The organism is Hydrogenovibrio thermophilus (assembly GCF_004028275.1).
Taxonomy (GTDB): domain Bacteria; phylum Pseudomonadota; class Gammaproteobacteria; order Thiomicrospirales; family Thiomicrospiraceae; genus Hydrogenovibrio; species Hydrogenovibrio thermophilus.
Window position 1 is genome coordinate 1,586,513 of sequence record NZ_CP035033.1, and the last position, 25,269, is coordinate 1,611,781.

General features: G+C 50.4%; 28 protein-coding genes. 14 read left to right on the top strand and 14 right to left on the bottom strand.

From position 1 onward, the window contains the following. Positions 1-14 precede the first annotated feature (14 nt). The gene (locus EPV75_RS07505; protein WP_128384974.1) at positions 15-1,964 is read right to left on the bottom strand and encodes a hybrid sensor histidine kinase/response regulator; all 1,950 of its coding nucleotides are present in this window, start codon (positions 1,962-1,964) and stop codon (positions 15-17) included. A gap of 119 nt (positions 1,965-2,083) precedes the next feature. On the opposite strand from EPV75_RS07505, the gene EPV75_RS07510 reads away from it, so the two are divergent. From EPV75_RS07510 to EPV75_RS07520, 3 genes are all read left to right on the top strand, one after another. Next, positions 2,084-3,478: a class II fumarate hydratase gene (locus EPV75_RS07510; RefSeq protein ID WP_128384975.1), complete on the top strand. Its 1,395-nt coding sequence runs from the start codon at positions 2,084-2,086 to the stop codon at positions 3,476-3,478. A gap of 32 nt (positions 3,479-3,510) precedes the next feature. Next, positions 3,511-3,882 (top strand): thioredoxin, encoded by a 372-nt coding sequence (gene trxA / locus EPV75_RS07515; RefSeq protein ID WP_029938276.1) that lies wholly within the window; start codon positions 3,511-3,513, stop codon positions 3,880-3,882. Positions 3,883-3,962: 80 nt separating this feature from the next. After that, the gene (locus tag EPV75_RS07520; RefSeq protein ID WP_029938277.1) at positions 3,963-4,892 is read left to right on the top strand and encodes an exopolyphosphatase; all 930 of its coding nucleotides are present in this window, start codon (positions 3,963-3,965) and stop codon (positions 4,890-4,892) included. Here EPV75_RS07520 and EPV75_RS07525 read toward each other — a convergent pair. Further along, positions 4,889-5,521, bottom strand: coding sequence for a CBS domain-containing protein (locus EPV75_RS07525; RefSeq protein ID WP_127119617.1), 633 nt, complete (start codon positions 5,519-5,521; stop codon positions 4,889-4,891). The genes EPV75_RS07520 and EPV75_RS07525 overlap by 4 nt on opposite strands. Positions 5,522-5,722: 201 nt before the next feature. Between EPV75_RS07525 and EPV75_RS07530 the strand changes: the two genes are divergently transcribed. The 5 genes from EPV75_RS07530 (at position 5,723) to EPV75_RS07550 (ending at position 8,965) form a co-directional block, all read left to right on the top strand. After that, positions 5,723-6,325, top strand: coding sequence for a peroxiredoxin (locus EPV75_RS07530; RefSeq protein WP_029938279.1), 603 nt, complete (start codon positions 5,723-5,725; stop codon positions 6,323-6,325). Between the two features lie 94 nt (positions 6,326-6,419). Next, complete coding sequence (locus tag EPV75_RS07535) at positions 6,420-7,295, top strand: polyprenyl synthetase family protein (RefSeq protein ID WP_128384976.1); 876 nt, start codon at positions 6,420-6,422, stop codon at positions 7,293-7,295. A gap of 91 nt (positions 7,296-7,386) precedes the next feature. Further along, positions 7,387-7,770 carry a 6-carboxytetrahydropterin synthase QueD gene (gene queD / locus EPV75_RS07540; protein ID WP_127119615.1) on the top strand — a complete coding sequence of 128 codons (384 nt, stop codon included), beginning with the start codon at positions 7,387-7,389 and terminating at the stop codon, positions 7,768-7,770. Positions 7,771-7,870: 100 nt separating this feature from the next. Then, complete coding sequence (locus EPV75_RS07545; RefSeq protein WP_029938282.1) at positions 7,871-8,161, top strand: STAS domain-containing protein; 291 nt, start codon at positions 7,871-7,873, stop codon at positions 8,159-8,161. 9 nt (positions 8,162-8,170) lie between these two features. Continuing rightward, on the top strand, positions 8,171-8,965 hold the full coding sequence (locus tag EPV75_RS07550; protein WP_128384977.1) for a prepilin peptidase: 795 nt from the start codon (positions 8,171-8,173) through the stop codon (positions 8,963-8,965). Between the two features lie 28 nt (positions 8,966-8,993). Here the strand turns inward: EPV75_RS07550 and EPV75_RS07555 are convergent, their stop codons facing one another. Beyond that, positions 8,994-9,302: a DUF3579 domain-containing protein gene (locus EPV75_RS07555; RefSeq protein WP_225972283.1), complete on the bottom strand. Its 309-nt coding sequence runs from the start codon at positions 9,300-9,302 to the stop codon at positions 8,994-8,996. A gap of 230 nt (positions 9,303-9,532) precedes the next feature. Here EPV75_RS07555 and aroG point away from each other — a divergent pair, with 230 nt between their 5' ends. Both aroG and EPV75_RS07565 read left to right on the top strand, forming a co-directional pair. Continuing rightward, positions 9,533-10,597 carry a 3-deoxy-7-phosphoheptulonate synthase AroG gene (gene aroG, locus EPV75_RS07560; RefSeq protein ID WP_128384978.1) on the top strand — a complete coding sequence of 355 codons (1,065 nt, stop codon included), beginning with the start codon at positions 9,533-9,535 and terminating at the stop codon, positions 10,595-10,597. A gap of 130 nt (positions 10,598-10,727) precedes the next feature. Continuing rightward, complete coding sequence (locus tag EPV75_RS07565; protein WP_128384979.1) at positions 10,728-13,280, top strand: methyl-accepting chemotaxis protein; 2,553 nt, start codon at positions 10,728-10,730, stop codon at positions 13,278-13,280. Positions 13,281-13,309: 29 nt separating this feature from the next. On the opposite strand, the gene thiL is transcribed toward EPV75_RS07565, so the two are convergent. The 8 genes from thiL to glyA all read right to left on the bottom strand — a co-directional run bounded on the left by thiL (position 13,310) and on the right by glyA (position 20,119). After that, complete coding sequence (gene thiL / locus EPV75_RS07570; RefSeq protein ID WP_128384980.1) at positions 13,310-14,275, bottom strand: thiamine-phosphate kinase; 966 nt, start codon at positions 14,273-14,275, stop codon at positions 13,310-13,312. Positions 14,276-14,352: 77 nt separating this feature from the next. After that, positions 14,353-14,838, bottom strand: a complete 486-nt coding sequence (gene nusB / locus EPV75_RS07575; RefSeq protein WP_029938288.1) for a transcription antitermination factor NusB — start codon at positions 14,836-14,838, stop codon at positions 14,353-14,355. A 16-nt stretch (positions 14,839-14,854) separates the two neighbouring features. Next, the gene (gene ribH / locus EPV75_RS07580; RefSeq protein WP_029938289.1) at positions 14,855-15,316 is read right to left on the bottom strand and encodes a 6,7-dimethyl-8-ribityllumazine synthase; all 462 of its coding nucleotides are present in this window, start codon (positions 15,314-15,316) and stop codon (positions 14,855-14,857) included. Between the two features lie 42 nt (positions 15,317-15,358). Further along, entirely contained in the window at positions 15,359-16,477 is a 1,119-nt protein-coding gene (ribBA, locus tag EPV75_RS07585; RefSeq protein ID WP_128384981.1) for a bifunctional 3,4-dihydroxy-2-butanone-4-phosphate synthase/GTP cyclohydrolase II, read from the bottom strand. Between the two features lie 18 nt (positions 16,478-16,495). Further along, on the bottom strand, positions 16,496-17,155 hold the full coding sequence (locus EPV75_RS07590; protein WP_128384982.1) for a riboflavin synthase: 660 nt from the start codon (positions 17,153-17,155) through the stop codon (positions 16,496-16,498). A gap of 8 nt (positions 17,156-17,163) precedes the next feature. After that, the gene (gene ribD, locus EPV75_RS07595; protein WP_225972284.1) at positions 17,164-18,348 is read right to left on the bottom strand and encodes a bifunctional diaminohydroxyphosphoribosylaminopyrimidine deaminase/5-amino-6-(5-phosphoribosylamino)uracil reductase RibD; all 1,185 of its coding nucleotides are present in this window, start codon (positions 18,346-18,348) and stop codon (positions 17,164-17,166) included. Then, positions 18,348-18,812, bottom strand: coding sequence for a transcriptional regulator NrdR (gene nrdR, locus EPV75_RS07600; RefSeq protein ID WP_128384983.1), 465 nt, complete (start codon positions 18,810-18,812; stop codon positions 18,348-18,350). Before nrdR ends, ribD begins: the two co-directional genes overlap by 1 nt. Before the next feature lie 35 nt (positions 18,813-18,847). Then, positions 18,848-20,119: a serine hydroxymethyltransferase gene (glyA, locus tag EPV75_RS07605; RefSeq protein WP_128384984.1), complete on the bottom strand. Its 1,272-nt coding sequence runs from the start codon at positions 20,117-20,119 to the stop codon at positions 18,848-18,850. A gap of 238 nt (positions 20,120-20,357) precedes the next feature. Here glyA and ettA point away from each other — a divergent pair, with 238 nt between their 5' ends. Together ettA and EPV75_RS07615 are read left to right on the top strand one after the other, a co-directional pair. Further along, positions 20,358-22,028, top strand: coding sequence for an energy-dependent translational throttle protein EttA (ettA, locus tag EPV75_RS07610; RefSeq protein ID WP_029938295.1), 1,671 nt, complete (start codon positions 20,358-20,360; stop codon positions 22,026-22,028). 39 nt (positions 22,029-22,067) lie between these two features. After that, positions 22,068-22,985, top strand: coding sequence for a sensor domain-containing diguanylate cyclase (locus tag EPV75_RS07615; RefSeq protein ID WP_029938296.1), 918 nt, complete (start codon positions 22,068-22,070; stop codon positions 22,983-22,985). Between the two features lie 115 nt (positions 22,986-23,100). On the opposite strand, the gene fur is transcribed toward EPV75_RS07615, so the two are convergent. Beyond that, positions 23,101-23,511: a ferric iron uptake transcriptional regulator gene (fur, locus tag EPV75_RS07620; RefSeq protein ID WP_029938297.1), complete on the bottom strand. Its 411-nt coding sequence runs from the start codon at positions 23,509-23,511 to the stop codon at positions 23,101-23,103. A gap of 100 nt (positions 23,512-23,611) precedes the next feature. Here fur and EPV75_RS07625 point away from each other — a divergent pair, with 100 nt between their 5' ends. Next, positions 23,612-23,941, top strand: coding sequence for an outer membrane protein assembly factor BamE (locus EPV75_RS07625; protein ID WP_225972285.1), 330 nt, complete (start codon positions 23,612-23,614; stop codon positions 23,939-23,941). Between the two features lie 41 nt (positions 23,942-23,982). Here EPV75_RS07625 and EPV75_RS07630 read toward each other — a convergent pair whose 3' ends face one another. Beyond that, on the bottom strand, positions 23,983-24,261 hold the full coding sequence (locus tag EPV75_RS07630) for an RnfH family protein (protein WP_128384985.1): 279 nt from the start codon (positions 24,259-24,261) through the stop codon (positions 23,983-23,985). Continuing rightward, positions 24,258-24,689, bottom strand: coding sequence for a type II toxin-antitoxin system RatA family toxin (locus EPV75_RS07635; protein ID WP_128384986.1), 432 nt, complete (start codon positions 24,687-24,689; stop codon positions 24,258-24,260). Before EPV75_RS07635 ends, EPV75_RS07630 begins: the two co-directional genes overlap by 4 nt. Positions 24,690-24,723: 34 nt before the next feature. On the opposite strand from EPV75_RS07635, the gene smpB reads away from it, so the two are divergent. Continuing rightward, positions 24,724-25,200 carry an SsrA-binding protein SmpB gene (gene smpB / locus EPV75_RS07640; protein WP_128384987.1) on the top strand — a complete coding sequence of 159 codons (477 nt, stop codon included), beginning with the start codon at positions 24,724-24,726 and terminating at the stop codon, positions 25,198-25,200. Positions 25,201-25,269: the final 69 nt, after the last annotated feature.

A 25,269-nucleotide genomic window follows, 5' to 3' on the forward strand; every position in this document is an offset into this window, starting at 1 on the left:
ATTTCATTGAAAAATTACCCCAGTTGCCGTAATTGATTTTCCAATTGAACCAGCCGTGCTTCGACATCTTCACGGTTTTGATAGGAGGCCATCCGTTCCATCTCTCGCACCGCCTCCAGCAGTTCGCCCACATTAAACAGCATCAGATTCCCTTTCATCCGATGCAATACCTTGCGAATCGCCGCCTCATCCACTTCATATAACAGTTTACGGACCTCGGCGATTTCCTGATGTGTGCTTTCCAGTAACTGCGGTACCAAATGCTGCAAATGCTCCGGTATTTGCGAAGCCAAAGACTCCGTCTCCTGCAACCCATTTGTCGAAGCCATTTCTTTCGGCTCCGGCTCGGCCGCCGGATGCTCCTTGCAATGCAACAAATGGATGATCTTATCCTGTGAAATGGGTTTTTCCACCCATTCGTCAAACATGCTTTGGTCGATTTCAATTCCCATTTGTTCGACTTCATTGACGGTATGGGCCGCGGTCAACGCAAAAACCCCCTGCAAACCGGTTTTCGCCTCGGCCGGCAGTTCACGAATCTTCTGACAAACTTCCGCCCCGCTCATGCCCGGCATCTGGATATCCAGAAACACGAAATCATAAGGCTTTTGTTGGAATTTCGTCCAGGCCTGGTTGCCGTCATGGGCTTGGTCGACCCGGCAGCCTAGCTGCTCCAAAAAGGTTTCCAGCACTTTTTGATTGATTTTGGAATCATCGGCAATCAACACATCGAAATCACACTGAAAATTGTCGCTCAGCGCCAGCTCGGAACAGGTGTCACATTCATCGCCTCTTGCCAATTCCGTCGTCGGGCAGGATTTGACTTCCATCGGCAAGTTCACGGTAAACAAGCTGCCAACCCCTTTGGTGGATTCGACATACGTCCGACCGCCCATCAAGTCCACCAGCGTCTTCACAATCGCCAACCCCAACCCGGAACCGACATAACGCGGCCCGGCATCGGAATCCAACTGTTTAAACGGTTTGAAAATATTTTTCAGGTCCTTCTCATCCATCCCCACACCGGAATCGGATACCTGAATTTCCAACTCATTGTCCAGTTCGCGAATTTCGACAAACACCCCGCCGATGTCGGTGAACTTGATGGCATTAACAATCAGGTTCACCAGAATCTGAGACACCCGCACCAAATCCCCGTAAAAACAATTGTTACGACTGCTGATGGCGAACGAAACGAAAATGCCTTTCTCCGACGCGATGGACTTGGTCAAGTGACTGACGTACTCCCCGAGTTGGTCCAGCTCGAAAACCGTCGGCTTCAATTGAATCGAGCCGAATTCGGTCTGGGCGAACGTCAAAATATCATTGATGAGAAAATTGAGCTGCTCGATGGTCAAACGCATGGTTTTCAAGTCGTCGGAGGCGTCTTCATTGGCAAGTTGCTTTTTCTTGACCACCGACACCAAGCTGTTCATACCCATCAGCGGCGAGCGCAACTCATGGCTGAGCATCGCCAAAAACTGGGTTTGATCGTCGTATTGCTGCTGCAAAATCTGGGCTTCTTTTTTCGCCATCTCTTCTTTGGCGCGAAGCTGCTCAATCATCAGGCGACTGTGGGATTCAATCAACTGCTCTTCCAGCGCATACATTTCCGAGACTTCGACACAGGTCGAATACAGTACGCGGCAGTCACCCGGCCCTTGGTTTGCCAAATGAAGTTTATTAATCAACCAGGTGATTTTTTCACCCACTTTAAAGCCGACCAAAAAACGCTCATCCACTTCCGGCCGCGCCATAAACTCACGGGACTTATACTCCAACAAATGAGCACTTTCCGGCATCAGGTAAGATAGAAACGTGGCGTAATCCAGAATCTCCGCCCCGACCATTTCCTGCAAGGCGGGCGAGGCTTTAAATTGAACCCCGTCTCCTTCCTGGGTCAGACACCACCAAAGGGTTTTATTGAGCAGCATTTCGCCCAGAAAATTTTTATCCAAATCCATTCACGACACTTTCTATAATTTTTGAGATGAATACGATAGAATAGCAACAAATTTAACCAGATACCAGCAAAGGGCGCCAAAGCGCCCCAGCCCCCGAAAATAGGCCAAAGACGCTTCCTATGACACAAAACTATCGCATTGAAAAAGACAGTATGGGAATCTTGGAAGTTCCCGAATCCGCCCTTTACGGCGCCCAAACCCAAAGAGCCATCGACAACTTCCCGATCAGCGGCCAACCGATGCCCGCCAGCTTCATTCAAGCCCTGGCTTACGTCAAGTTCGCCTGCTCGGAAAGCAACCTCGAACTGGGCTTGATTTCAGACGAAAAAGCCAGCGCCATCCAAACCGCCGCTAAAGAAATCATTCAAGGCAAACATCTGGAACACTTCCCGATCGATGTGTTCCAGACCGGCTCCGGCACCAGCACCAACATGAACATGAACGAAGTCATCGCCACACTGGCGAAACAGCTGACCGGAGTGGACATTCACCCGAATGATGACGTCAACATGAGCCAAAGCTCCAACGACGTCATTCCGACCAGCATTCATGTCGCCGCCGCCATTGCCGTCGAAGAGCAATTATTACCAGGCCTGGAAGCATTGGTTCAAACCCTGGAAGCCAAAGAACACGAGCTGGCCGGAACCGTTAAAACCGGCCGCACCCATTTAATGGATGCCACGCCGATTCGATTCGACCAGGAAATTTCCGCCTGGCGCCACCTGATTTTGGACAACATCGAACGTTTGAAGCACACTCAAAGCCGCCTGCACCGTTTACCGCAAGGCGGCACGGCGGTCGGCACCGGCATTAACGCCGACCCGGAATTCAGCCGTTTGGTGAGCGCCAACCTGTCCACCATCACCGCCGTGCATTTCGAACCGATGGAAAATCTGTTCGTCGGCCTCAGCTCGCAAGACACCGCCGTGGAACTCAGCGGACAACTGAACGTGCTGGCCACCAGTCTGATGAAAATCGCCAATGACTTACGCTGGATGAACTCCGGCCCCTTGGCAGGCCTGGGCGAAATTCAACTGCCGGCCCTGCAACCGGGCAGCTCCATCATGCCCGGCAAGGTCAATCCGGTTATTCCGGAAGCCGTTTGCATGGTCGCGGCGCAAATCATGGGCAACCACAACGCCATCACCGTGGGCGGACAAGCCGGCAATTTCCAACTGAACGTCATGTTGCCGATGATTGCCCGCAACCTGTTGGAAAGTATTGAAATCGCCGCCAATGCCGGCAAAGTTCTGGCGGAAAAAGCCATTGCCGGCTTTACCGTCAATCCGCAAAACATTCAAGAAGCCTTGAAAGTCAATCCGATCCTGGTCACCGCTTTGAACCGCGTTGTCGGTTACGAAACCGGGGCCGCCATCGCGAAAAAAGCCTACGAAACAGGGCAACCTGTTTTGGACGTGGCCAAATCCATGACGGAGCTCGACGAAGAGACTCTGCGCAAGTACCTGAACCCCGCCCTGCTCACGCAAGGTGGCAATCCCAACCCGGATGCTTAATCCGTTCAATCAACCAGCTCAAGGAGACTAGAATGGCTGTAACCAACCTGAAAATCGAAGACTTTGAATCCACTATCGAAAACAATGACATCGTCATTCTGGACTTCTGGGCGGAATGGTGTGGCCCATGCAAGCAGTTTTCACCGATTTTCGAAGCCGTATCCGAAAAACACCCTGACATCGTTTTTGCCAAGGTCAACGTGGAAGAACAACAAGAACTGGCCGGGATGTTCCAAGTGCGTTCCATTCCAACGCTGGTGTTCATGCGTGAAAAAATCGTCGTTTTCTCCAACCCGGGCATGATTCCGGAAAGCAACCTGGAAGAAGGCATCCAACAATTGTGCGATTTGGACATGGAAAAAGTCCGTCAGGATTTGGAAAAAGCCCAGCAGGAAAATTCTTAAATTTCCATCCGCGCAATTTGTGCTAAATTAAACGAAATGTTCTGAACAACCCAAACACCTTATAAGACAAGGAGGCCTTCATGGCGGATAAGACATTTCGTTTGGTTACACGCAGTGATTTCGACGGTTTGGTGTGTGCCGTCCTACTCAAAGAACTCGATTTGATTGATGATATTTTGTTCGTCCATCCAAAGGACATGCAGGATGGTAAGATTGAAATCACCGAGAACGACATCACCACCAACCTCCCTTATGTCAAAGGCTGTCATCTGGCTTTCGATCACCATTTAAGCGAAAGCGTCCGCAACGCCCAGACCGACAATCATATCATCGACGCCAGTGCGCCTTCCGCAGCACGCGTAGTGTACGATTATTACGGTGGTAAAAAGGCCTTTCCGCGTGTCTCCGACGACATTATGGAGGCCGTCGACAAAAGCGATGCCGCGCAATTCAGCCGCGAAGAAGTTCTCAACCCGACCGGCTGGCCGCTTTTGAACTATTTAATGGATGCCCGTACCGGGCTGGGCCGTTTCCGAGATTTCCGCATTTCCAACTATCAGTTGATGATGGAATTGATCGACTACTGTCGTGACCATACCATCGAGGAAATTCTGAATTTGCCGGATGTCAAAGAGCGCGTTGACCTCTACTTTGAGCACGAATCGCAAGCCAAGGAACAGATCCAGCGTTGTTCAACCGTTCATGACAACTTGGTGGTCTTGGATTTACGCAATGAAGACATTATTCATCCCACCAACCGTTTTATGATTTACGCTCTCTATCCACAGTGTAATATTTCCATTCACATACTTTGGGGCTTTCAAAAACAAAATACGGTGTTTGCCATCGGCAAATCGATTCTGGACCGCAGTTCCAAAACCAATGTGGGAGAATTGTGTCTGAAATACAATGGCGGCGGTCACCGGGCAGCCGGCACCTGTCAGGTCGACAGCGATCAGGCCGGAATCGTATTGGATGAATTGATCAGCGCCATCAACCAGGACGGTTAAACATAAATTTCCAGCGGCGGGGATTCCGACAACCGCCGCACAATATCCGACAGTGTGACAATCCCGCGAATCGACTCGGCGTCGGACATAATGACAATACACCCTAGATTGTATTCGCTCATCACTTGTGCCACGCGTCGAATATCCGTCTCGGCCTTGGTGGTCACCACCTGCTCGGTCATGACTTCCGTCACCAATCCCTCGCCGCCAATATCCAACTGGCCATTATCGCCCACCACGGCACGCATCAAAATATCATGACTGGAGACCAGCCCGACCAATTCGCCGACTTCATCCACCACCGGCAAATGATGCACGTGCGACTCGACCATTTTTTGCCAGGCCTGCCCCAAAGAAGTCTCTTCACCAATCGTAATCACCGGTTGTGTCATGATTTCATAGACCTTCACCACCAGTTTTCGTTCGTGCTTGCTTTGAATCGACTGGTATTCCTTGACCGCCGGTTGGGTCTTTTCATGCACCTGAGCCATCGCCTCTTCGAAGTGCATCTGATCCATTTCCGATTGGCCGACCGGATTGACACGTTTGGTCTGCGCCACTTTCAACTGCGGCGCTAATTCTCCGGGTTGAATGCGGTTGCGTCCTTCGGGTGTATAGACGATAAACATAGCCGGATTTCCTTTTAAAAGACTTTAATACAGTAGTTATCGACCTTGTTTTTAAAAGGATTAAACAAATCTTACCCAAACGATTCAAAACAAGCCGAATGCCAAAACAAACGTTTCGATTGTAAAGCAGTTTTCAAGCCGTCACAAATTGACTATACTATTTGCACTTCAAAATTGAAACTTTAAAAAGGACACTCAAACATGTCAGTACTCGTTACAAAACAAGCGCCCGATTTCACAGCTGCTGCGGTTTTGGCCGACGGCACCATCGTTGACGACTTCAATCTGAAAAGTCACATCGAAGGCAAATACGCCGTGGTTTTCTTCTACCCGCTGGATTTCACTTTTGTTTGTCCATCCGAAATCCTGGCTTTCGACCACCGTGTTGAGAAGTTCAAAGAACTGGGCACGGAAGTCATCGGTGTTTCCATCGACTCGCAATTCACGCACAACGCCTGGCGTAATACGCCGGTGAACGAAGGTGGCCTAGGGCCGGTGAAATTCCCATTGGTTGCCGATGTAGGCGGTTCCATCATGGACGCTTACGGTATCGTTCACCCAGGCAATGTCGCCCTTCGCGGTGCTTTCCTGATCGACAAAGACGGCGTCGTGCGTCACCAAGTGGTCAACGACCTGCCATTGGGCCGTAACGTTGACGAAATGGTTCGTATGGTTGAAGCCCTGCAATTCCACGAAGAACACGGTGAAGTTTGCCCAGCCGGTTGGAACAAAGGTGACGATGGCATGAAAGATTCACCGGAAGGTGTGGCGGATTACCTGTCCAAGCACGGTGAAGAACTGTAATCGATTTCAATACGGAATCTGAAAAGGCTGCTTCGAGCAGCCTTTTTTCTTTCTGCCGACTGATATTCAATATTGACCAGGCCTGGGAGATCATTTGAAAACCACGCTGTTTGCCTACCAAGAACGCATCCATCAAAAACTGTCCGTTTTTCTAGAGCGGCCACGTCAGACACCACCGCGTCTGCTGGAAGCCATCCAATACGCTACCTTAAACCAAGGTAAACGTATTCGTCCGGCGTTGCTGTATGCCGTCGGCGAAAGCCTCGACACACCGATTGAACGGCTGGATGCCTGTGCCTGTGCTTTGGAACTGATTCATTGCTACTCATTGGTACACGACGACTTGCCCGCTATGGACGACGATGACCTCCGCCGTGGGAAACCGACTTGCCACATCCAGTACGATGAAGCCACCGCCATCCTGGTTGGCGATGCACAACAATCCCTCGCCTACGAAGCCATCTTGACCGACAATCACCTGCCGGCGACGGCACAAGTGGAAGCCTTACGTCTTCTCGCGCATGCCGCGGGGCCGGAAGGCATGATCGGCGGCCAGGTACTGGATATTGAATCCACCGGACACGCCATTCCACTGGAGACGTTACAGCGCCTTCACGAAATGAAAACCGGCGCGTTGATTCAAGCGGCTTTGTTGATGGGCGCCGTGGCCTCTCCACGCTATAAAGCCATTCGACCAGGCCTGGCCGATTTAGGTCAAAAGATCGGTTTGGCCTTCCAGGTACAGGATGACATTCTCGACATCGAAAGCACCACCGAACAGCTCGGAAAACCGCAAGGCAGCGACGAAGCGCAAGCCAAATCGACCTATCCCAAATTAATGGGATTGAACGAAGCCAAAGCTTTCCGGGACAGCTTGATCCAAGAAGCCCAAAACCGACTGGTGCAACTGCAAATCGACAGTCCGTTTCTGGAAAACCTGATTCGATACATCGCCGACCGCGATCATTGAATCGACTCGGAACCGGTTGCAAATTTCCTTATCTCAAACGGAAATTTGCTATAATTGTCCGCAACTTACAACACTGGATCCAATTCCCGATATGGCACAACAATTCGTACTCAAAACCCTTCTTGACTTCGCTGCGGCCCATAGTCTGAAAAACTATCCGGGGGATTGCGCGAAGCTGCACGGCCATAACTGGAAAATCGAAGTGCAGGTACAGGGGTCGAAATTGAACGAAATCGGCATGCTGGTGGATTTCAAGGAAATCAAAAAGCATGCAAAACAAGTCGTCGCCGAACTGGATCATACGTTTTTGAACGACCACCCTTACTTCAAGGAATTGAACCCGACGGCCGAAAACATCGCCGTGTTTCTATACCGCGAAATCGAATCCCGCATTCAATCCGACACGGTGACCATGCACAGCTTGACGGTCTGGGAAAACGACCGCAACTGCGTCATCTACAGCGAAAACGACTAAGCCCCCTTTTTTTGACGAAGGTCAATTCGGAAAGCTTTCAATTAAAAAATTTTTACCCTATACTGACTCTTAAAGAGAACTGAAAACTGGATACGTAAAGATGATTAACAGTAAATTGAAAGGCGATACGCTTTGGGTCTATGTCGGCGACAAGTTCACCATCGACTCTTTTGCGGAATTTCAGGCGGCTTATTGCGAAAACGAATTCAAAGACATCGTCATCGACTTCAGCCAAACGTCGCAAATCGACAGCGGTGGTCTCGGCATGTTGTTGCAGCTTCGCACCCACTTGGGAGAAGAGGCCAACCGCATCACCCTTTCCGGTTTATCAGACCATATTTTGAAAGTCTTTGAAGTTGTCAACTTCGAAAAACTTTTCAAAATGGCTTAATCCCAACGAATGCTGGCAATCCACCCGGTAGAATCTGTTGTATTTGCCACCGTCCTCGGGTTGATTGTCGGAAGCTTTCTTTCCATGCTCACGTGGCGCTGGCCGCGCATCTTGCATTTAACGGTTTCAGAACAACTCAGGCGACTTTCATTCAGCCGCTCGGCCTGCCCCAAATGCAATACCCCTTTACCCTGGTATCGCTTAATTCCCCTTTTCAGTTGGCTGTGGGGCCGCGGCAAGTGCCATCATTGTAATGCGCCCATTGCCTGGCGCTATCCCGCCATAGAACTGGTCACTGCGCTGCTTTCCGCTGTATGGGTCTATCACACCGGCGTGAGCTGGCTAGCACTTTACGGCCTAATTTTCCTATGGATGCTCTTGGCCATCGCCATTATCGACATCGAGCACCAACTGATTCTCGACGCCCTCAGCTTACCGCTTTTATGGCTGGGATTGATACTCAACACCCAACAGCTGTTCACAACACCCGAACAAGCAATTCTGGGCGCCGCCACTGGCTATCTGGTTTTATGGACGATTTTCCAAACCTTCAAATGGTTGACTGGAAAAGAAGGCATGGGCTACGGAGATTTCAAGTTATTGGCGGCGCTTGGTGCTTGGTTCGGCGTTTTGGCGATTCCGCAAATCATTCTGATTGCCTCCATCAGCAGCCTGATCGTAGGACTGTTATTGGTGGCACTGAAACAACGTCGGTTTGATAGCCCACTCCCGTTCGGGCCATTTCTGGCACTGGGCGGCTGGGTCAGCTTAATGTTTGGAAACGAGTTGATTCAACAACTCTAAACAGACGGGCAAAACAAGGAAACGGGGATTAGGACCCCAATTCGGACTCCATTGAATCACAGACTTCGGACATTTTCAGGTCGTTCGACTTCACGAAGTTCATCACATAATCGAACATCGCCGGATCTTTGGTCTGCAACTCGGTATCGATAATCAGACACTTTTGCCCTTTATACAATTCCGGATGAAGTAGCTCAGAAAATACCAGGCGATGCGAAGAACCATAGGATGCCATCATCGATGCGATGCGATCGATCCAATCACTGGGACGAAATTTTCGGCCTTCGTTGGTATAGCCTTCAATAATGTATTTACAATGCACTGCTGTCTCTTCCAAAAAGTTCCGAATATCAGGACTTGAGATGTTCAATTTATTAACGGGGAATTCTAGCATAACTCACCCGAATAACCACCCTTAAACCCATTAAATCCTGCAGAAATTCATAAAAAATAACTATCGAATCCATTGCCGTTTCCGAAGACCGATTTTTAGCCAACTTTTTCATCCCAAAAATGGCATAATATGCAGTTTTTACGGTTAATGAATTTGACACCCAGAGAAGCACGATGACACAGTATCAGACCGACGATTTACGCATAAAAACGATCACTGAAGTTCGACCACCGCAAGTTCTACACGAACTGTTTCCCCTTTCGGAAACGGCGTCGAAAACAGTGTACGAAACCCGTCAGCAGATTCACAACATTCTGACCGGTGAAGACGATCGTCTGTTGGTCATCATCGGGCCTTGTTCCATTCATGACACCAAAGCCGCGCGCGAATACGCTGAGCGTCTGAAAACACAGATTGCTCACTACGAGAAAGATTTGTTGATTGTCATGCGTGTTTACTTCGAAAAGCCGCGCACGACGGTTGGCTGGAAAGGGCTGATCAATGACCCGCATCTCAATGAATCGTTTGAGATCAACAAAGGATTGGAAGAAGCCCGATCCCTGCTAGTGGACATCAACGACATGGGCGTGCCTTGCGCGACTGAATTCCTGGACTTGATTTCACCGCAATACGTTGCCGATTTGGTGTCCTGGGGCGCCATCGGTGCTCGCACCACTGAAAGTCAGGGGCACCGTGAATTGGCTTCAGGGCTTTCCTGCCCAATCGGTTTCAAGAACGGCACCGACGGTGGCTTTAAAATTGCCGTGGACGCCATTCGCGCGGCCAACAACCCGCACATTTTCTTGTCCTTGACGAAAATGGGCCATTCCGCCATTTTCTCCACCACCGGTAACCCGGATTGTCACGTCATCCTGCGCGGCGGGAACGACGGCCCGAACTACGATGAAGACAGCGTCAACCAAGCCGTATCCGAATTGGAAAAAGCGGGTGTTCAGAAAAAGTTGATGATTGACTGCAGCCATGCCAACAGCAGCAAACAACATGAAAAACAGCTTATCGTTGCGCAATCGATTCGAGACCAGCTCAGTAAAGGAGCCGACCACATCATGGGCGCCATGGTGGAAAGTCATTTGATTGAAGGTCGCCAGGACGTGGTTTCCGGTCAACCTCTAACCTACGGTCAAAGCATCACCGATGCCTGCATCAGCTGGGAATCCAGTTTGACCCTGCTCGAAGACCTGGCCACCGGAGTACGCGCCCGCCGCGCTTCAAAATAACCCCCTTTCTCTTCTTTGCCTTCCTGCACTCAGTAAATGAGCGCAGGCATTGGCTTTTAGATTTCATCCCGCTGTCACATTCCCTTTATATACTGAAACCGTTATTTCCATAGCAGGTATTCAAGGCGATATGAAGTTTTTCAATTACATTTCCATCAATCTACGACTGTTCATCAACACGCTGTTATCCATCGGATTCATGTCCGCTATCGCCTATATCGGCTGGCAATCGCTCTCGGACGTGCAAACCAAAGCCGACGCGCTCTCCGGGTTGCAGAAAGAACAAACCAGTCGCATCGCCAATTTACAGCAATCGCTGATTCTGACCACGCAATTGTCGAACGAATACATTTTGACGCGCAGCCAAGCCTCCAACCAGAAGTTCAACCAAGCCATCGATGAACTCAAGGTGCAAACCGAACAGATGCTAAACGTACTGACGTCTCCCGAAAACCAGGAAGTGATTCATACCATTGAAACGGTGCTGCGACAATATAAGAAAGTCACCAATTCCAACGTCTTCCTGAAAAACGAAATCAACAATACCTTGGAATATGGCATTGCACCAACCGCCGAAACCATGGAAAACACACTCAAAACCCTCAGCGACAGTTCTGAGATTCAAGAGTCGGAGGCCTTGCTCTCCGCCGTCAAGAACCTGCAAAAACGCCTGGCCGACTCGCAATTGATGCTCGGCAAACTTATCTCGACCAAAGACACTAGCCTGAACCAACTGTTTGACCAAAAAGGCCTGGGAGACGACGCCGATAACGACTTGAGCGTATTAAACGATGAATTGGGTTCCAATTTTGCCTGGATGGACACCCTATCCGAATTAAGTAATGCACGAGACGGCTTTCAGGAATCCTTCGGAGACATTAAAGATTACCTGAACACGGAGACTGAAAACAACAACTCCCTGATTGCCCTGATCAACCAGGCCAATCAGCAAATTAATTTCCTTTCCACCGAATCTCAGCAAACCACTTCCGGCCTGATTCAGGAACTGAACCAACTGTCCAATGAACAAATCTACCGCTTAGGGCTGCTCAGTCTGGTTGGTTTGATTTTGATTCTCTTATTGAACCTGCTGGTCGTCAGCTCGATCACCGGCCCGTTGCATCGCATGAAGAAAACCATCGCCCGCATTGCTCAGAGCGGTGAACTGGCGCAATGGAAAACCCTCAAAGGCAAAAACGAACTGGTGGATATGAGCAACAGCATCAACGACCTGATCGGTTCTTTCCGCCACATTACCGGTGAGCTGCAACAGGTCGGCACTGCCTTGTCCCACGGCCAATTCAATCGACACGTCGAAAAAGAATACGCCGGCGACCTACTCAGTCTGAAAGAAAACTTCAACGATTCCGTCAGCCAAATTTCCCACACCATGTCCTCCATTCAAAACATGAGTGAAGCCATCCAACAAGGCAACTTGACCTTCAGCGAATCGGCCGATCAATATCAGGGCGCGTATCGTAAAGTGGTCGAAAGCCTGAACGACGCCATGACCACTCAACGCCAAGCCATCGAATCGGTCAAGGACGTCATGCTGATGATGAACAAAGGCGATTTCTCAAAACGCATCGAACTGGATATGCCGGGCGATTTAACGCAACTGAAAACCTATTTGAACAACTCCCTCGACAAGCTGGATGAGGCCATCACCCAAAAATCCCACACATTGGATCATTTCCGTCAAGGCAACTTCGCTTTTGAAATCCAAGGGGAGTTTGAAGGCAAATTGAAAGAACTGAAAAACAACATGCAAGACATGGCCGCCAACATCAGCGACATGCTGGCCGACGTGCAAAATGCCTCCTCCGATGCGGTGAGCGGCGTGCAGGAAATCAGCTTAGGCAATCAGGACCTCAACCAGCGCGTCAACCAACAAGCACAGGCGATTCAAAACACCATGAACCACATGCAACAGATGATCAATCAGGTCAATGAGTCCCTGTCCAATGCGTCGACGGTCAATAACCGAAGCTCCCAAGCCAAAGAGAACACCTTATCCGGTGTCAATATCGTCAACAGCATGGTTGAAGCCATTAGCGAAATCGAAGCGGCTAGCGAAGAAATCGCCAGCTTCACCCAAGTAATCGACGACATCGCTTTCCAAACCAACCTTTTGGCGTTGAATGCCGCGGTTGAAGCGGCCCGTGCCGGAGAACAAGGTCGTGGATTTGCCGTAGTGGCAACCGAAGTTCGTAATCTGGCGTCCAAGTCCGGTGACGCGGCACACAGCATTCAGGATGTGACCCAAAAAAGTTTGAAAAAGGTCAAGCAAGGCATCGAGCTCAGCGAACTTACCAAGAAAGCTTTTGAAGAAAACGCTCAGGCCATTGATGAAATTTCTTCAATGATGTCGGCCATGCACGATTCGCTAAATCACCAGTCTCACGGCATCGAGCAAGTGAACCACTCATTGTTGGAAATCAACGAAATCACACAACAAAACGCCTCGCTGGTGGAGGAAGTGACGCACACTTCGACCAGCATCATCGACAGCGTGAAAGGCGTGGAAGAACGTTTATTGAACTTCCGGCTCAAAGCCAGCGATTCGGTCACCAGTTTGCCACCTGCCAACGAAGTGGATGAACATGAAGTCTTTGCCGAAGAACCCGTGGCGACAGATGAAGGCGTTGACGACGAAACGTTGCTGACCGACAAGACTGCTTAAGCGTCAACGATCTAAGAATTCAAACCGGATTAAAAGTGCTGAAAGCCCAAGTGTTCCAAGGTTTGGACACCTTTCGGCGCGTTTTTCAATACCGCACCCGTTCCAGCGGTAATACGACCGATTTCCGTTATCGACAGATTTAAATGCCGGGTGCGCTCTTTCAGTAGCGCTTCTTTTTCCGCAGGCACCGTAAAGCATAATTCATAATCATCCCCGCCCGTCAGCGGTAATGCCCAGGCCTGGGCATTTTCTGCCAAATAACTTTGCATGGCTTGTGAATATGGAACCGCTGACACATCCACCTCACACCCACATTGCGACGCCTCCAATAGATGGGCAATGTCGGCCAATAAACCATCGGAAACATCGATGGCGCTGCTGGCCAGGCCGACCAATAAACCGCCCAATGCCACTCGCGGCTCAGGCCGGTTCAATTTTTGCAAAGCACCGGCATAGGCTCCGGCATCCAGAGCTTCGTTGACGGCCATCAAGCCCAAAGCGCCATCGCCGATATAGCCGGAAACGTAAAGACCGTCTCCCGGGCGCGCGCCGGAACGCCGCAAGGCCTGACCGGCAGACACCCAACCGTGCGCCGTGACCGTCACCGTTAGACGGTCCGACCGAGTGGTGTCCCCACCGATTAACGGAACCCGATGTGCTTCCGCCAAATGGCGCAACCCGCTTGAAAAGGCTTTTAACCAGGCCTGGTGGTTTTTCGATTCCGGCAAACTCAATGCCAATGAGAAAAAAGCCGGGCGGGCACCCATCGCGGCTAAGTCACTGAGGTTAACCGCCAAGGCCTTCCAGCCGATGTCTTCCGGCAAGGTATCCAATGGAAAATGCACCCCTTCCACCATGGTATCGGTCACTACCACCAGTTGCTGCCCGGACGGGCAGGACAAAACCGCTCCGTCATCGCCAATGCCAATATCCTGCGTCGCAACCTGCGACAACGGCTGGAAAAAGGTGCGGATCAAATCAAACTCATGCGTCATGCATACTCTCTCTTTAGCGTCAGACCAAACAAAAAAGCCAGAGCAAGCTCTGGCTTTTCCATTCCATTGGAACCCGTTCAGTCCATCTGCGTTTTTTCCAAGCTGCGCAATTGCAACGCCACTTTATCCAAAACACCGTTAATGTACTTGTGACTTTCCTCGGCACCAAAGCGCTTGGCCAGTTCCACCGATTCGTTAATGACGACTCGATAAGGAATCTCCGGCTTGGCTTGCAGTTCGTAAACGCCCATTCTCAGAATGTTTTTCTCCACCGGATCAATCATCGCGACCGCACGATCCAAAAACGGTGCGAAAATCGCATCCAATTCCGTTACTTGGCCGGTCACACTGTTGACCAAGTCACGAAATAAAGAGGCATCCACATCGCCCAGCAAACCGTCTTCCGAAAACTGCTTGATGATGTCAAACGGTTCGGTGTGATTCATCTGCCATTGGTACAACGCCTGCAATGCAACGCGCCGCGATTGGGTACGAGGACTCACCGGCCCTTCTTCTTCCATTACCTCGACACCGTCGCCGGGCTTAAAATCCGATCGATTCATAGTGTTCCGCAACCAATTAAAGCTGTTTCAACACATTAGCAGTTTCAATCGCCGCCAAGGTGCACTCTTCGCCTTTGTTACCGGCTTTGGTGCCGGCACGTTCAATGGCTTGCTCGATGGTATCCACGGTCAAAACGCCGAATGAAACCGGGGTGCCGCTTTTCAGCGCGACTTGTCCAATCCCTTTCACGCATTCACCCGCCACATAATCGAAATGCGGCGTACCGCCACGGATTACCGCGCCCAAAGCCACGATGGCATCGTATTTTCCGGAGTCGGCCATTTTTTGCGCCACAATCGGAATCTCAAACGCGCCCGGCACAAACACCTGTTCAATATTGTCTTCCGAACCGCCGTGACGCACGATGGTATCCACCGCCCCTTTTACCAAACTGTCGACAATGAAGCTGTTAAAACGCCCGACCAGCAGACCGATTTTCAACCCTTCCGCCGTCAAATTTCCTTCGATGATTTTCATTCTTATACCCTACTTTTCAACTCATTAAGACGCTCGATCGCCTCAATCTTTTATTTTCTCAATATTTTCGACGATTTCCAAGCCAAAGCCACCCAACGCGCTCATGCGCCAAGCCGAACCGATGACCTTCAACTGTTTCAAACCAAGGTCGGACAAAATTTGCGCACCCAAACCATAAGTTTTAGCATCGTCTTCCGATTGGGTTTCCGGTTGACTGATGCCGCGGTCTTTCATCTGGAACTGCTGAATTTTATCCAACAACTCAGCGCCTTCCTCGTGCTTACGCAAAATGACAATCACGCCCGAACCTTCCTGGGCGATTTGCTTCATGGCGAGCCGCAAAGACCAGCCGCATTCGCTCCGGTTGGAGTCAAACAGGTCGCACAGGGTATCCAACATATGCACACGAACCGCCGTCGGCTGACTGCCGTCCAACTGCCCGTAAACCAAGGCCATGTGCGCGCGATGTTCCAGAATATCTTCGTAACCTATCAACCGGAAGTCGCCGTATTCTGTTGGCATGTGACATTCTGAAACCCGCTCGATGGTCTTTTCATTCTTCAGGCGATATTGAATCAGGTCTGCCACCGTGCCCAATTTAATGCCGTGCTCTTGAGCAAACAATTCCAGATCGTCGCGACGCGCCATGGTACCGTCTTCATTCATGACTTCTACAATAACCGAAGCGGGTTCCATACCAGCCAATCGCGCCAAATCGCAGCCAGCTTCAGTGTGCCCGGCGCGTTCCAATACGCCACCCGGTTTCGCCATAATCGGAAACACGTGCCCCGGCGTAACGATGTCGGCCGGTGTGGCATCGGATTTAATCGCCGCTTGAATTGTTGCGGCACGATCTGCGGCGGAAATCCCGGTAGTCACGCCTTCGGCGGCTTCGATGGAAACCGTAAAACTGGTGCCGTGCGTATCCTGATTCGTTCGCGACATCAACGGCAAATGTAGCTGTTGGCAACGTTCCTTGGTCAGAGTCAGGCAAATCAAGCCGCGACCGTAACGCGCCATAAAATTGATGTGCTCCGCGGTAATCGCATTGGCGGCAATCATCACATCGCCTTCATTTTCCCGGTCTTCGTCATCCATCAGAATGACCATTTTACCTTGTCGATAATCTTCAATGATTTCTTCAATCGTATTTAACTGCATGTCTCTTTCCAGAATTCGTTAGATAAAACCGCGGTCGGCCAACAGCGTTTCGGTCACGCCACCGGGTGCGGTTTGTTCATCGTCTTGCGGCGCGGTCAGCATCCGTTCCAAATAGCGCGCCAGCAAATCAACTTCCAGGTTGACTTCGGTGCCGACCTGAAAATCCTTAATTGTAGTTTCCTGCCGTGTATGCGGCACAATATTAACATCAAAGCTATTACCGTCCACCTGATTCACGGTCAAACTGATGCCGTTGATACAGATGGACCCTTTCGCGGCAATATACTTGCTCAACGCCACCGGCGATTCGATCTGGTAACGCCAGGAACGTGCTTCCTGGCGAATCGAAGCCACTTTGCCGACACCATCCACGTGCCCGCTGACCAAATGGCCGCCCAATCGATCCTGCAAACGCAATGCCTTTTCCAGGTTCACCTGCGAACCAACTTTCAAGTGTCCCAGCGTTGAGACCGTCAGCGTTTCCGCCGACACATCAGCGACGTAAAAATCATGCCCGAGTTCTACAGCCGTCAAACACACACCGTTGCATGCGATACTGTCACCGATTTTGACATCGCTCATGTCCAGCTTTCCAGTGGCGATGGTCATTTTCGCATCCCCATTGACCGGCTGAATTTTTCGGATGGTGCCTTCTGCTTCGATAATGCCTGTAAACATGTCCGCTCCTAAAAAGATGTCGCCAGAGTGGCCGCGCCGGAAACCGGCTTTAAAACCAGGTGCAAGTCGTCCCCGACGGTTTGAACCGACTGATATTGAAACGGCATTTTATCACTCATTTCGACCAGGCCTGGCAAAAAGAACATCGGTTTAGCCTCATGCCCCATCAGGCAAGGCGCCATAAACACATGCAACTCGTTCACGTAACCGGACTGCAAAAAAGCACCCGCCACGATAGCGCCCGCTTCCACCAACACGTCAAAGACCTGCTCTTCCTGATAAAGGTACTCCAGCACCGACAGAATGTCCAACTTATCGCCATCGGCTTCCACCGCAACAATTTCCGCGCCGGCATTTGCCAACAATTCGACCAATTCCGGGTGATCTTCGGCGGTTTCTCGCGACGTCATCAAAATGGTTCGCCCGGGCTGAGACAGCATTTTTGCGTCGACCGGCATACTCAGGTGCGCATCCAGCACCACGCGAATCGGGTGACTTTCCGCTTCCGACAGGTTCATTGTTTGCAATTCGGCTTCCGGCAAACGCACCGTCATACTTGGATCGTCGGCCAACACCGTACCGATACCGGTGACCAAGGCACCGCTTTTGGCACGCATTCGATGCACTTCATGCCGCGCAGCGGCGCCGGTAATCCACTGACTTTCGCCATTGGCCATCGCTGTATGACCATCGAGACTATTGGCCATTTTCAAACGCACATAAGGCAAGTTACAACGCATGGCATGGGCAAATCCAGCGTTCAAAGCTTCCGCTTCCGCTTCTAACAAACCGCTTTGTACGTCAATACCCGCCGCGCCTAATCTGGCCAGACCTTGTCCAGCGACCAATGGGTTTGGATCTTCCATCGCCACCACCACGCGCCCGACCTTGGCCTCAACCAAAGCATCGGCACACGGCGGTGTTTTGCCATGATGCGAACAGGGCTCCAGCGTGACGTAAACCGTCGCGCCTTCCACCGATTCTTGAGCCGCCGCCAACGCCACTCTTTCCGCATGCGGTTCACCGGCTCGTTGATGCCAGCCTTCGGCGATAATACGATTGTCTTTTGTAATGACACACCCGACCGCCGGATTCGGCTTAGTCGAAAACTCGCCTTGACGGGCAAGCGACATCGCCCGGGTCATCATCTGGATATCGAAATCGGAAAAGGTATTGGAAGGAGAATCCATCATTACTGGGAGGTAGTGGCTTTCACCAGTTTTTCAATTTCTTCACGGAAGGCATTGACGTCTTGGAAGGAACGGTAAACGGAAGCAAAGCGAACATACGCCACTTGATCCAACTCCCGAAGCGCGTCCATCAACAATTCTCCGATTTGAGAGGAAGGAATTTCCTTCACCCCTTCGGCGGTCAATTGTTTATGAATGCGATTCACGACCTGATCGATGACTTCACTTTCCACCGGCCGTTTTTCCAAGGCCTTAATCAAACCGCGACGGATTTTATCGTCATCGAACTTTTCACGATTGCCATCGGATTTGACGACCCTCGGCAAGGTCAACTCCGCCGTTTCGTAGGTCGTGAAGCGCTCACCGCAACGCATGCATTCACGCCGACGACGCACCTGACTCCCTTCCGTCGCCAATCGGGAGTCGATTACTTTCGTATCCGGCGCATTACAAAAAGGACAATGCATAACTCGCGGTCACCGTTATTTGTTATCTGAAGGGCTTATTTGTAAACCGGTCTCGCCGCACACAAGGCTTTGACTTTCTCGCGAACGTCAGCAATGACCTGCTCGTCCCAAGACTCGCTTTCTTGCTTACAGGAATCAATGACATCACACATCCAGTTCGCCAAATTCACCGAATCTTCTTCGCTGAAGCCACGCGTTGTTGACGCCGCCGTTCCCACACGAATCCCGCTGGTCACAAATGGCGACATGGGGTCGTTTGGAACCGAGTTTTTATTGATGGTAATATGCGCTTCACCCAACGCCGCGTCGACCAATTTACCGGTCAAGCCTTGCTCAATGAAACTAACCAGGAACAGGTGATTTTCGGTGCCTTTTGAAACCACGTCATAACCACGATCCATAAACACTTTTGCCATGGCTTGAGCGTTGGTTTTAACACGCTTAGCGTAATCTTTGAATTCCGGCTCCATCGCTTCCTTAAAGGCCACCGCTTTCGCCGCGATGACGTGCATCAAAGGCCCACCTTGCGCGCCCGGGAAAATCGCCGAATTCAATTTTTTCTCGATTTCCGGATTCGCCTTAGCCAAAATCAAACCACTTCTCGGGCCACGCAAAGTCTTGTGCGTGGTGGTGGTGGTGACGTCGGCAATTTGCACCGGGTTCGGATATTCACCCGCCGCAACCAAACCGGCCACGTGCGCCATATCCACCATCAAATACGCGCCAACGGCATCGGCGATGTCACGGAAACGTTGCCAGTCAACCACTTGGGAATACGCGGAGAAACCGGCGATAATCATCTTAGGCTTATGTTCCTTAGCCAAACGCTCGACTTCTTCGTAATCGATGACACCGGTTTCCGGGTTCAAGCCATACTGAACGGCATTGTACATTTTTCCGGAGAAGCTGACGTGCGAACCGTGTGTCAAGTGCCCACCGTGCGCCAAGCTCATGCCCAGCACGGTATCGCCCGGTTCCAACAGCGCCATGTAAACCGGTGCATTGGCTTGTGAACCGGAGTGCGGTTGCACGTTGGCGTAATCGGCACCGAACAGTTCTTTGGCACGATCAATCGCCAATTGCTCGACGATGTCGACATACTCACAACCGCCATAATAACGTTTGTGCGGATAACCTTCAGCATATTTATTCGTCAACACAGAGCCTTGCGCTTCCATTACACGTGGACTGGTGTAATTCTCGGAAGCGATCAATTCGATATGATCTTCCTGGCGTTGCGCTTCCGCATTCATCGCATCCGCAAGTGCATCATCATAACCGGCAATGGTCATATTCTTATCAAACATGCTAAAGGTCTCCAAACAGAAAATAAGTATTACTGAATCAAAAAGAAAATTTTACCAAATTATTCAGGGTTTAGACGACAAAACCGGTGGTTTAACTTGAATTATTTTCACAAGCGGATGATCAAGTTTGTAAAATAGGCATTTTTATGGATTTTCCAAAAGAATCTCCTGAGAAAGCCCTGAACTTTTCGTCCACAAAAGTCAGACACTTTTGAACCAAACAACCTGAGGTAATATCGTGGCACAATTTGTTTACACCATGAATCGCGTTGGAAAAATCGTTCCGCCAAACAAGCACATCCTGAAAGACATCTCCCTATCCTTTTTTCCGGGAGCCAAAATCGGTGTATTGGGTTTGAACGGTGCCGGTAAATCCACACTGCTGAAAATCATGGCGGGCATCGACACGGATATTGTCGGCGAAGCGCGACCACAACCGGGCATTAAAATCGGTTATTTGCCTCAGGAGCCACAACTCGATCCGGAACTCGACGTTCGCGGCAATGTGGAACAAGCCGTCAAGGAAGTCAAAGACGCTCTGGCGGATCTGGATGCCATCTACGCCGCTTATGCCGAACCGGATGCCGACTTCGATGCCCTGGCCAAGAAACAGGCCGAAATCGAAGACCTGATTCAAGCCAAAGACGGGCACAATCTGGACCGCACGCTGGAAATCGCAGCCGATGCTCTTCGCCTACCGCCTTGGGAAGCCGACGTCACCAAACTCTCCGGCGGGGAACGCCGTCGTGTGGCACTGTGCAAGCTGTTACTGGAAAGACCGGACATGTTGTTACTGGATGAACCGACCAACCACTTGGACGCGGAATCCATTGCTTGGTTGGAACGCTTCCTGTTGGAATTCAGCGGCACCGTGGTCGCCATCACGCATGATCGCTACTTCCTCGACAACGCCGCCGAATGGATTTTGGAACTGGATCGCGGCGAAGGCATCCCTTACCACGGCAACTACTCTTCCTGGCTGGAACAAAAGGAAAAACGTCTGGAAATGGAAGCCAAACAGGAAGCCGCCCGCATGAAAACCATCCAACACGAACTGGAATGGGTGCGCTCTAATGCCAAGGGCCGCCACGCCAAATCCAAAGCGCGTTTGGCCCGCTTTGACGAATTGAGCAGCCAGGAAAGCCAAAAACGTAACGAAACCAAGGAAATCTTCATTCCGGTTTCCGAACGCCTGGGCGAAAAAGTCATCGAGGTGAACCACATTTCCAAAAGTTTTGGCGACCGCTTATTGATTGAAGACCTGAATTTCAAACTACCACAAGGCGGCATTGTCGGTATTATCGGGCCAAACGGCGCCGGTAAATCCACGCTATTCAAAATGCTCACCGGGCAGGAACAACCCGATTCCGGCAGCATTGAATACGGTGAAACCGTCAAACTCTCCTATGTTGACCAATCCCGCGATGCTTTGGATGACAGCAAAACCGTCTACGAAGAAATCTCCGAGGGCGATGACGTCTTCATGGTCGGCAACATCGAAATAAATGCTCGCGCCTACTGCGGTCGCTTCAACTTCAAAGGCACCGACCAACAAAAACGCATCGGCGAATTGTCGGGCGGTGAGCGTAACCGGGTACACCTGGCCAAAACGCTGCGAAGCGGCGGCAACCTGTTACTACTGGATGAACCGACCAACGACCTCGACGTTGAAACCCTGCGTGCTTTGGAAGAAGCCCTGCTCGACTTTGCCGGCTGCGCGGTGGTCATCTCGCATGACCGCTGGTTCTTGGACAGAATCGCCACACACATGCTCGCTTTTGAAGGCGAGTCTCATGTAGAATGGTTCGAGGGTAATTTCTCGGATTACGAGGAAGACCTCAAGCGCCGTAAAGGTGCGGACGCGGCCCAGCCACACCGAATCAAATACAAACCTGTTATCAAAGATTAACTTCTGCCTATTACAAACCCACTACAGAGGAAACACAGTATGGCCGAACAGTTTGAAAAAATGCACTCGCACATTGAAGCCATCGCGAATGCGATGCCCGATCCGATTTTCGTGATGGGCCAGGATGGTACCTATCTGGATGTCATCGGCGGGCAGGAACGCACGCTGTATGCGGACGGTCACAGTTTGATCGGTAAAAAATACGCCGACGTTTTGCCGGAAAAAATGGCGGAACGTTTTCTCAAGGTGGTCAATAAAGCGATTCGCTCCGGCTACCTTCAGGAAATCGAATACCAGCTGGCCGACACCGAAGTGCAAGGCATCGAGCCCTTGAGCACCACGGAAGGTCAATGGTATGAAGCGCGTGTGTATCCTCTGGAGGACGACACTTATGAGCAACCGGCCGCGATTTGGCTCGCCATCAATATTACTCATCGCAAACACATGGAAGAACAGATTGAACGTCTATCCTCCAACGATCCTCTGACGGATTTGTATAACCGGGATTACTTCCTGGGCATTGTCGATGAAGAATTGAATAAAGCACGACTCAACAAGCGCCCTTTATCCTTGGCGAAAATCAACCTGGATTGCTTTAAGCGCATCACCGATGCCTTTGGGCATGAAATGGGCGACAAGGCCATCTTGACGGCGGCACATGCCATCCGTAACGTGGTGGGTGACTTGGGGTATATTGGCCGCCTGAGCTGCGACCAATTCATGATTGTCCTGCCGGAAGTCAAAGCCGTGGACGCCTTCCGCATCACCAAACTGGCTCAGGAGACCATTTCCGCCCAAACCATCCCGCTGGATGAAAACGAGTCCACTTGCCTGACCAGCCATGCCGGCGTCACCGAATTACGGGAGCCGACCGAAGACAGCCAAGTGCTTTTCAAACGCGTCAATAAAGCCATTAAATCTCTGGAAGGCACGCGCGAAAAGACTAAAATTCTTTAAGATAATACGTTTGATACAATTCAGATAACTCAAACGTCAGACATAAAAAAACCGCCAGGCCTGGCGGTTTTTTTATTTAGTCGCTTCTAGCTTCTAAAAACGAGTTGACGCAATCTTATTCTTCGTCTTTCAAGGTACCGTAGATCACCAAGCTGTGCGCCGACAGGTTATAACCTTTGTCCTTGGCAATCTCTTGAATACGCTCTTCGATGACCGGGTCCACGAACTCTTTGACTTTACCAGTCTTTAAACAAACCAAGTGATCGTGATTATCACCGGTATCCAATTCGAATACGGAGATATTGTTTTCAAAATTCAAACGTCTGACGATACCGGCTTGCTCAAATTGAGTCAAAACACGATAAACGGTCGCCAAACCAACTTCTTCACCCTGGTCAATCAACATCTTATAGACGTCTTCCGCCGTCAAATGATGCTCGTCTCCTTCCTGCTCCAGAATTTCTAAAACTTTTAAGCGAGGCAAAGTCACTTTAAGACCTACTTTTTTCAAATCAGCGCTGCTCATCGAACTCAAGATTCCTTATTAAAAATTCAGTAGTGTGTATAATAAACCAAAAATTGATCTAAGTTAAAATTAATCTATGAATAAAGGCATTAAAAAAATATTGACAATCGCGCTGACCAGCGCCTTGATCACCCTATCCGGATGTTCGTTTTTTACGCCTTACAAGGCTACAATCACCCAGGGTACCGTCATTAATCAGGATGCTCTGGACACATTACAGCCCGGTTTAGTGATGGCACAGGTCAAAGACATTTTGGGACCGCCACTTGGGCAAGATCCTTACAACCCGTTTCATTGGGAATACGTTTTCTACACCACCGATCCGACCTTCCATCCGGATGCCGTACGACACATGTACGTCAATTTCGACCGCGAAGGCTTTTTGACGGATTGGAAGATTCTACAGCGCGAACCGCACCCAGGCGATTGAGCGCGGACCTTAAAGGCTTTTAAACCCCTCTTTTAGATCCTTTAAGCGTCCTTCCCACGCTCCGCCGCCACCTGCTTGCGGCGTCGATCGCGCGGATCCACTTTCAACGGGCGATACACCTCGATTCGATCTCCTTCTCGCAACACCTGATCCAACTTGACCACTTGCGACCAGACGCCCACCTTACTGATGTCCAGCTCCGGAAATTTTTTCAATAACATCGAGGTCTTCAAAGCCGTTTCAACCGTCGTGCCTTCCGGTACTTCCTGCTCGAACAGAAACTGTTCTTCTTCCAACGCATACGCCACTTCTATCTTCATCCGTACACCTGTTTGGCTCGATCGCAAAAAGACTGTACTAAGGTGGACGCAATCTGCTCGAAAATAGCACCAATGGCTGCGTTCAACAGACTGTTGCTGATTTCAAACTCAATGTCCAAGCTGATTTTACACGCATTTTCATCCAAGACTTTGAACAACCAGGTTCCGGTCAGAGCTTTAAAAGGCCCGTCCACCAAAGTCATATCAATTCGTTCCGGCTCGGTCAGCGTATTTCGTGTGGTGAAGGCCTGCTTGATACCGGCTTTGGAAATCAATACACTCGCCACCATTTCGTTTTCGGAAGATTCTTTGATTTCCGCCCCACCACACCAGGGCAAAAACTCAGGGTAAGCTTCGACATCATTCACCAAATCGAACACGGCTTGCGACGAATAAGGCAGCAACGCGGAGCGTGATATTTTTTTCATATTTTCCCGGTAAATTCGCTATAATCCGCCTATTATGGCAAAGAAAAAAAAGCAAAACAATCCAAACACCATCGCACAGAATAAAAAGGCGCGCTTCGACTATTTCATCGAAGACACCTTTGAAGCGGGTCTGGCGCTGGAAGGCTGGGAAGTGAAAAGCTTGCGCCAAGGAAAGATTCAACTCAACGAAAGTTATATCCTGCTGAAAAACAACGAAGCCTGGCTATTCGGCGCTCTGATTACACCACTGATCACCGCTTCATCCCACACGGCCCACGACCCGTTACGGCTGCGCAAATTACTGATGCATCGTCGCGAGATCGATCGTTTGTTGGGCTTGGTCGACCAAAAAGGCTACACCATCGTCCCGTTGGACTTGCATTGGCATCAAGGTAAGGTCAAGCTTAACATTGGCTTGGCGAAAGGGAAAAAACAGCACGATAAACGCGCCACGGAAAAAGAACGCGACTGGAACCGTGATAAACAGCGCATCATGAAATATCACGCGTAATTTCAAATTCGGGCCTTGAAAAATTCAACAAGGCCCCCATATAACTCGTATAATAAGCAACCTGATTAA

Bases quoted from the DNA above. Each gene is read 5' to 3' on its own strand.
- EPV75_RS07505 (WP_128384974.1), bottom strand. From the start codon at position 1,964: ATGGATTTGGATAAAAATTTTCTGGGCGAAATGCTGCTCAATAAAACC.
- EPV75_RS07510 (WP_128384975.1), top strand. From the start codon at position 2,084: ATGACACAAAACTATCGCATTGAAAAAGACAGTATGGGAATCTTGGAA.
- trxA (WP_029938276.1), top strand. From the start codon at position 3,511: ATGGCTGTAACCAACCTGAAAATCGAAGACTTTGAATCCACTATCGAA.
- EPV75_RS07520 (WP_029938277.1), top strand. From the start codon at position 3,963: ATGGCGGATAAGACATTTCGTTTGGTTACACGCAGTGATTTCGACGGT.
- EPV75_RS07525 (WP_127119617.1), bottom strand. From the start codon at position 5,521: ATGTTTATCGTCTATACACCCGAAGGACGCAACCGCATTCAACCCGGA.
- EPV75_RS07530 (WP_029938279.1), top strand. From the start codon at position 5,723: ATGTCAGTACTCGTTACAAAACAAGCGCCCGATTTCACAGCTGCTGCG.
- queD (WP_127119615.1), top strand. From the start codon at position 7,387: ATGGCACAACAATTCGTACTCAAAACCCTTCTTGACTTCGCTGCGGCC.
- EPV75_RS07545 (WP_029938282.1), top strand. From the start codon at position 7,871: ATGATTAACAGTAAATTGAAAGGCGATACGCTTTGGGTCTATGTCGGC.
- EPV75_RS07550 (WP_128384977.1), top strand. From the start codon at position 8,171: ATGCTGGCAATCCACCCGGTAGAATCTGTTGTATTTGCCACCGTCCTC.
- aroG (WP_128384978.1), top strand. From the start codon at position 9,533: ATGACACAGTATCAGACCGACGATTTACGCATAAAAACGATCACTGAA.
- EPV75_RS07565 (WP_128384979.1), top strand. From the start codon at position 10,728: ATGAAGTTTTTCAATTACATTTCCATCAATCTACGACTGTTCATCAAC.
- thiL (WP_128384980.1), bottom strand. From the start codon at position 14,275: ATGACGCATGAGTTTGATTTGATCCGCACCTTTTTCCAGCCGTTGTCG.
- nusB (WP_029938288.1), bottom strand. From the start codon at position 14,838: ATGAATCGATCGGATTTTAAGCCCGGCGACGGTGTCGAGGTAATGGAA.
- ribH (WP_029938289.1), bottom strand. From the start codon at position 15,316: ATGAAAATCATCGAAGGAAATTTGACGGCGGAAGGGTTGAAAATCGGT.
- ribBA (WP_128384981.1), bottom strand. From the start codon at position 16,477: ATGCAGTTAAATACGATTGAAGAAATCATTGAAGATTATCGACAAGGT.
- EPV75_RS07590 (WP_128384982.1), bottom strand. From the start codon at position 17,155: ATGTTTACAGGCATTATCGAAGCAGAAGGCACCATCCGAAAAATTCAG.
- ribD (WP_225972284.1), bottom strand. From the start codon at position 18,348: ATGATGGATTCTCCTTCCAATACCTTTTCCGATTTCGATATCCAGATG.
- nrdR (WP_128384983.1), bottom strand. From the start codon at position 18,812: ATGCATTGTCCTTTTTGTAATGCGCCGGATACGAAAGTAATCGACTCC.
- glyA (WP_128384984.1), bottom strand. From the start codon at position 20,119: ATGTTTGATAAGAATATGACCATTGCCGGTTATGATGATGCACTTGCG.
- EPV75_RS07615 (WP_029938296.1), top strand. From the start codon at position 22,068: ATGGCCGAACAGTTTGAAAAAATGCACTCGCACATTGAAGCCATCGCG.
- fur (WP_029938297.1), bottom strand. From the start codon at position 23,511: ATGAGCAGCGCTGATTTGAAAAAAGTAGGTCTTAAAGTGACTTTGCCT.
- EPV75_RS07630 (WP_128384985.1), bottom strand. From the start codon at position 24,261: ATGAAGATAGAAGTGGCGTATGCGTTGGAAGAAGAACAGTTTCTGTTC.
- EPV75_RS07635 (WP_128384986.1), bottom strand. From the start codon at position 24,689: ATGAAAAAAATATCACGCTCCGCGTTGCTGCCTTATTCGTCGCAAGCC.
- smpB (WP_128384987.1), top strand. From the start codon at position 24,724: ATGGCAAAGAAAAAAAAGCAAAACAATCCAAACACCATCGCACAGAAT.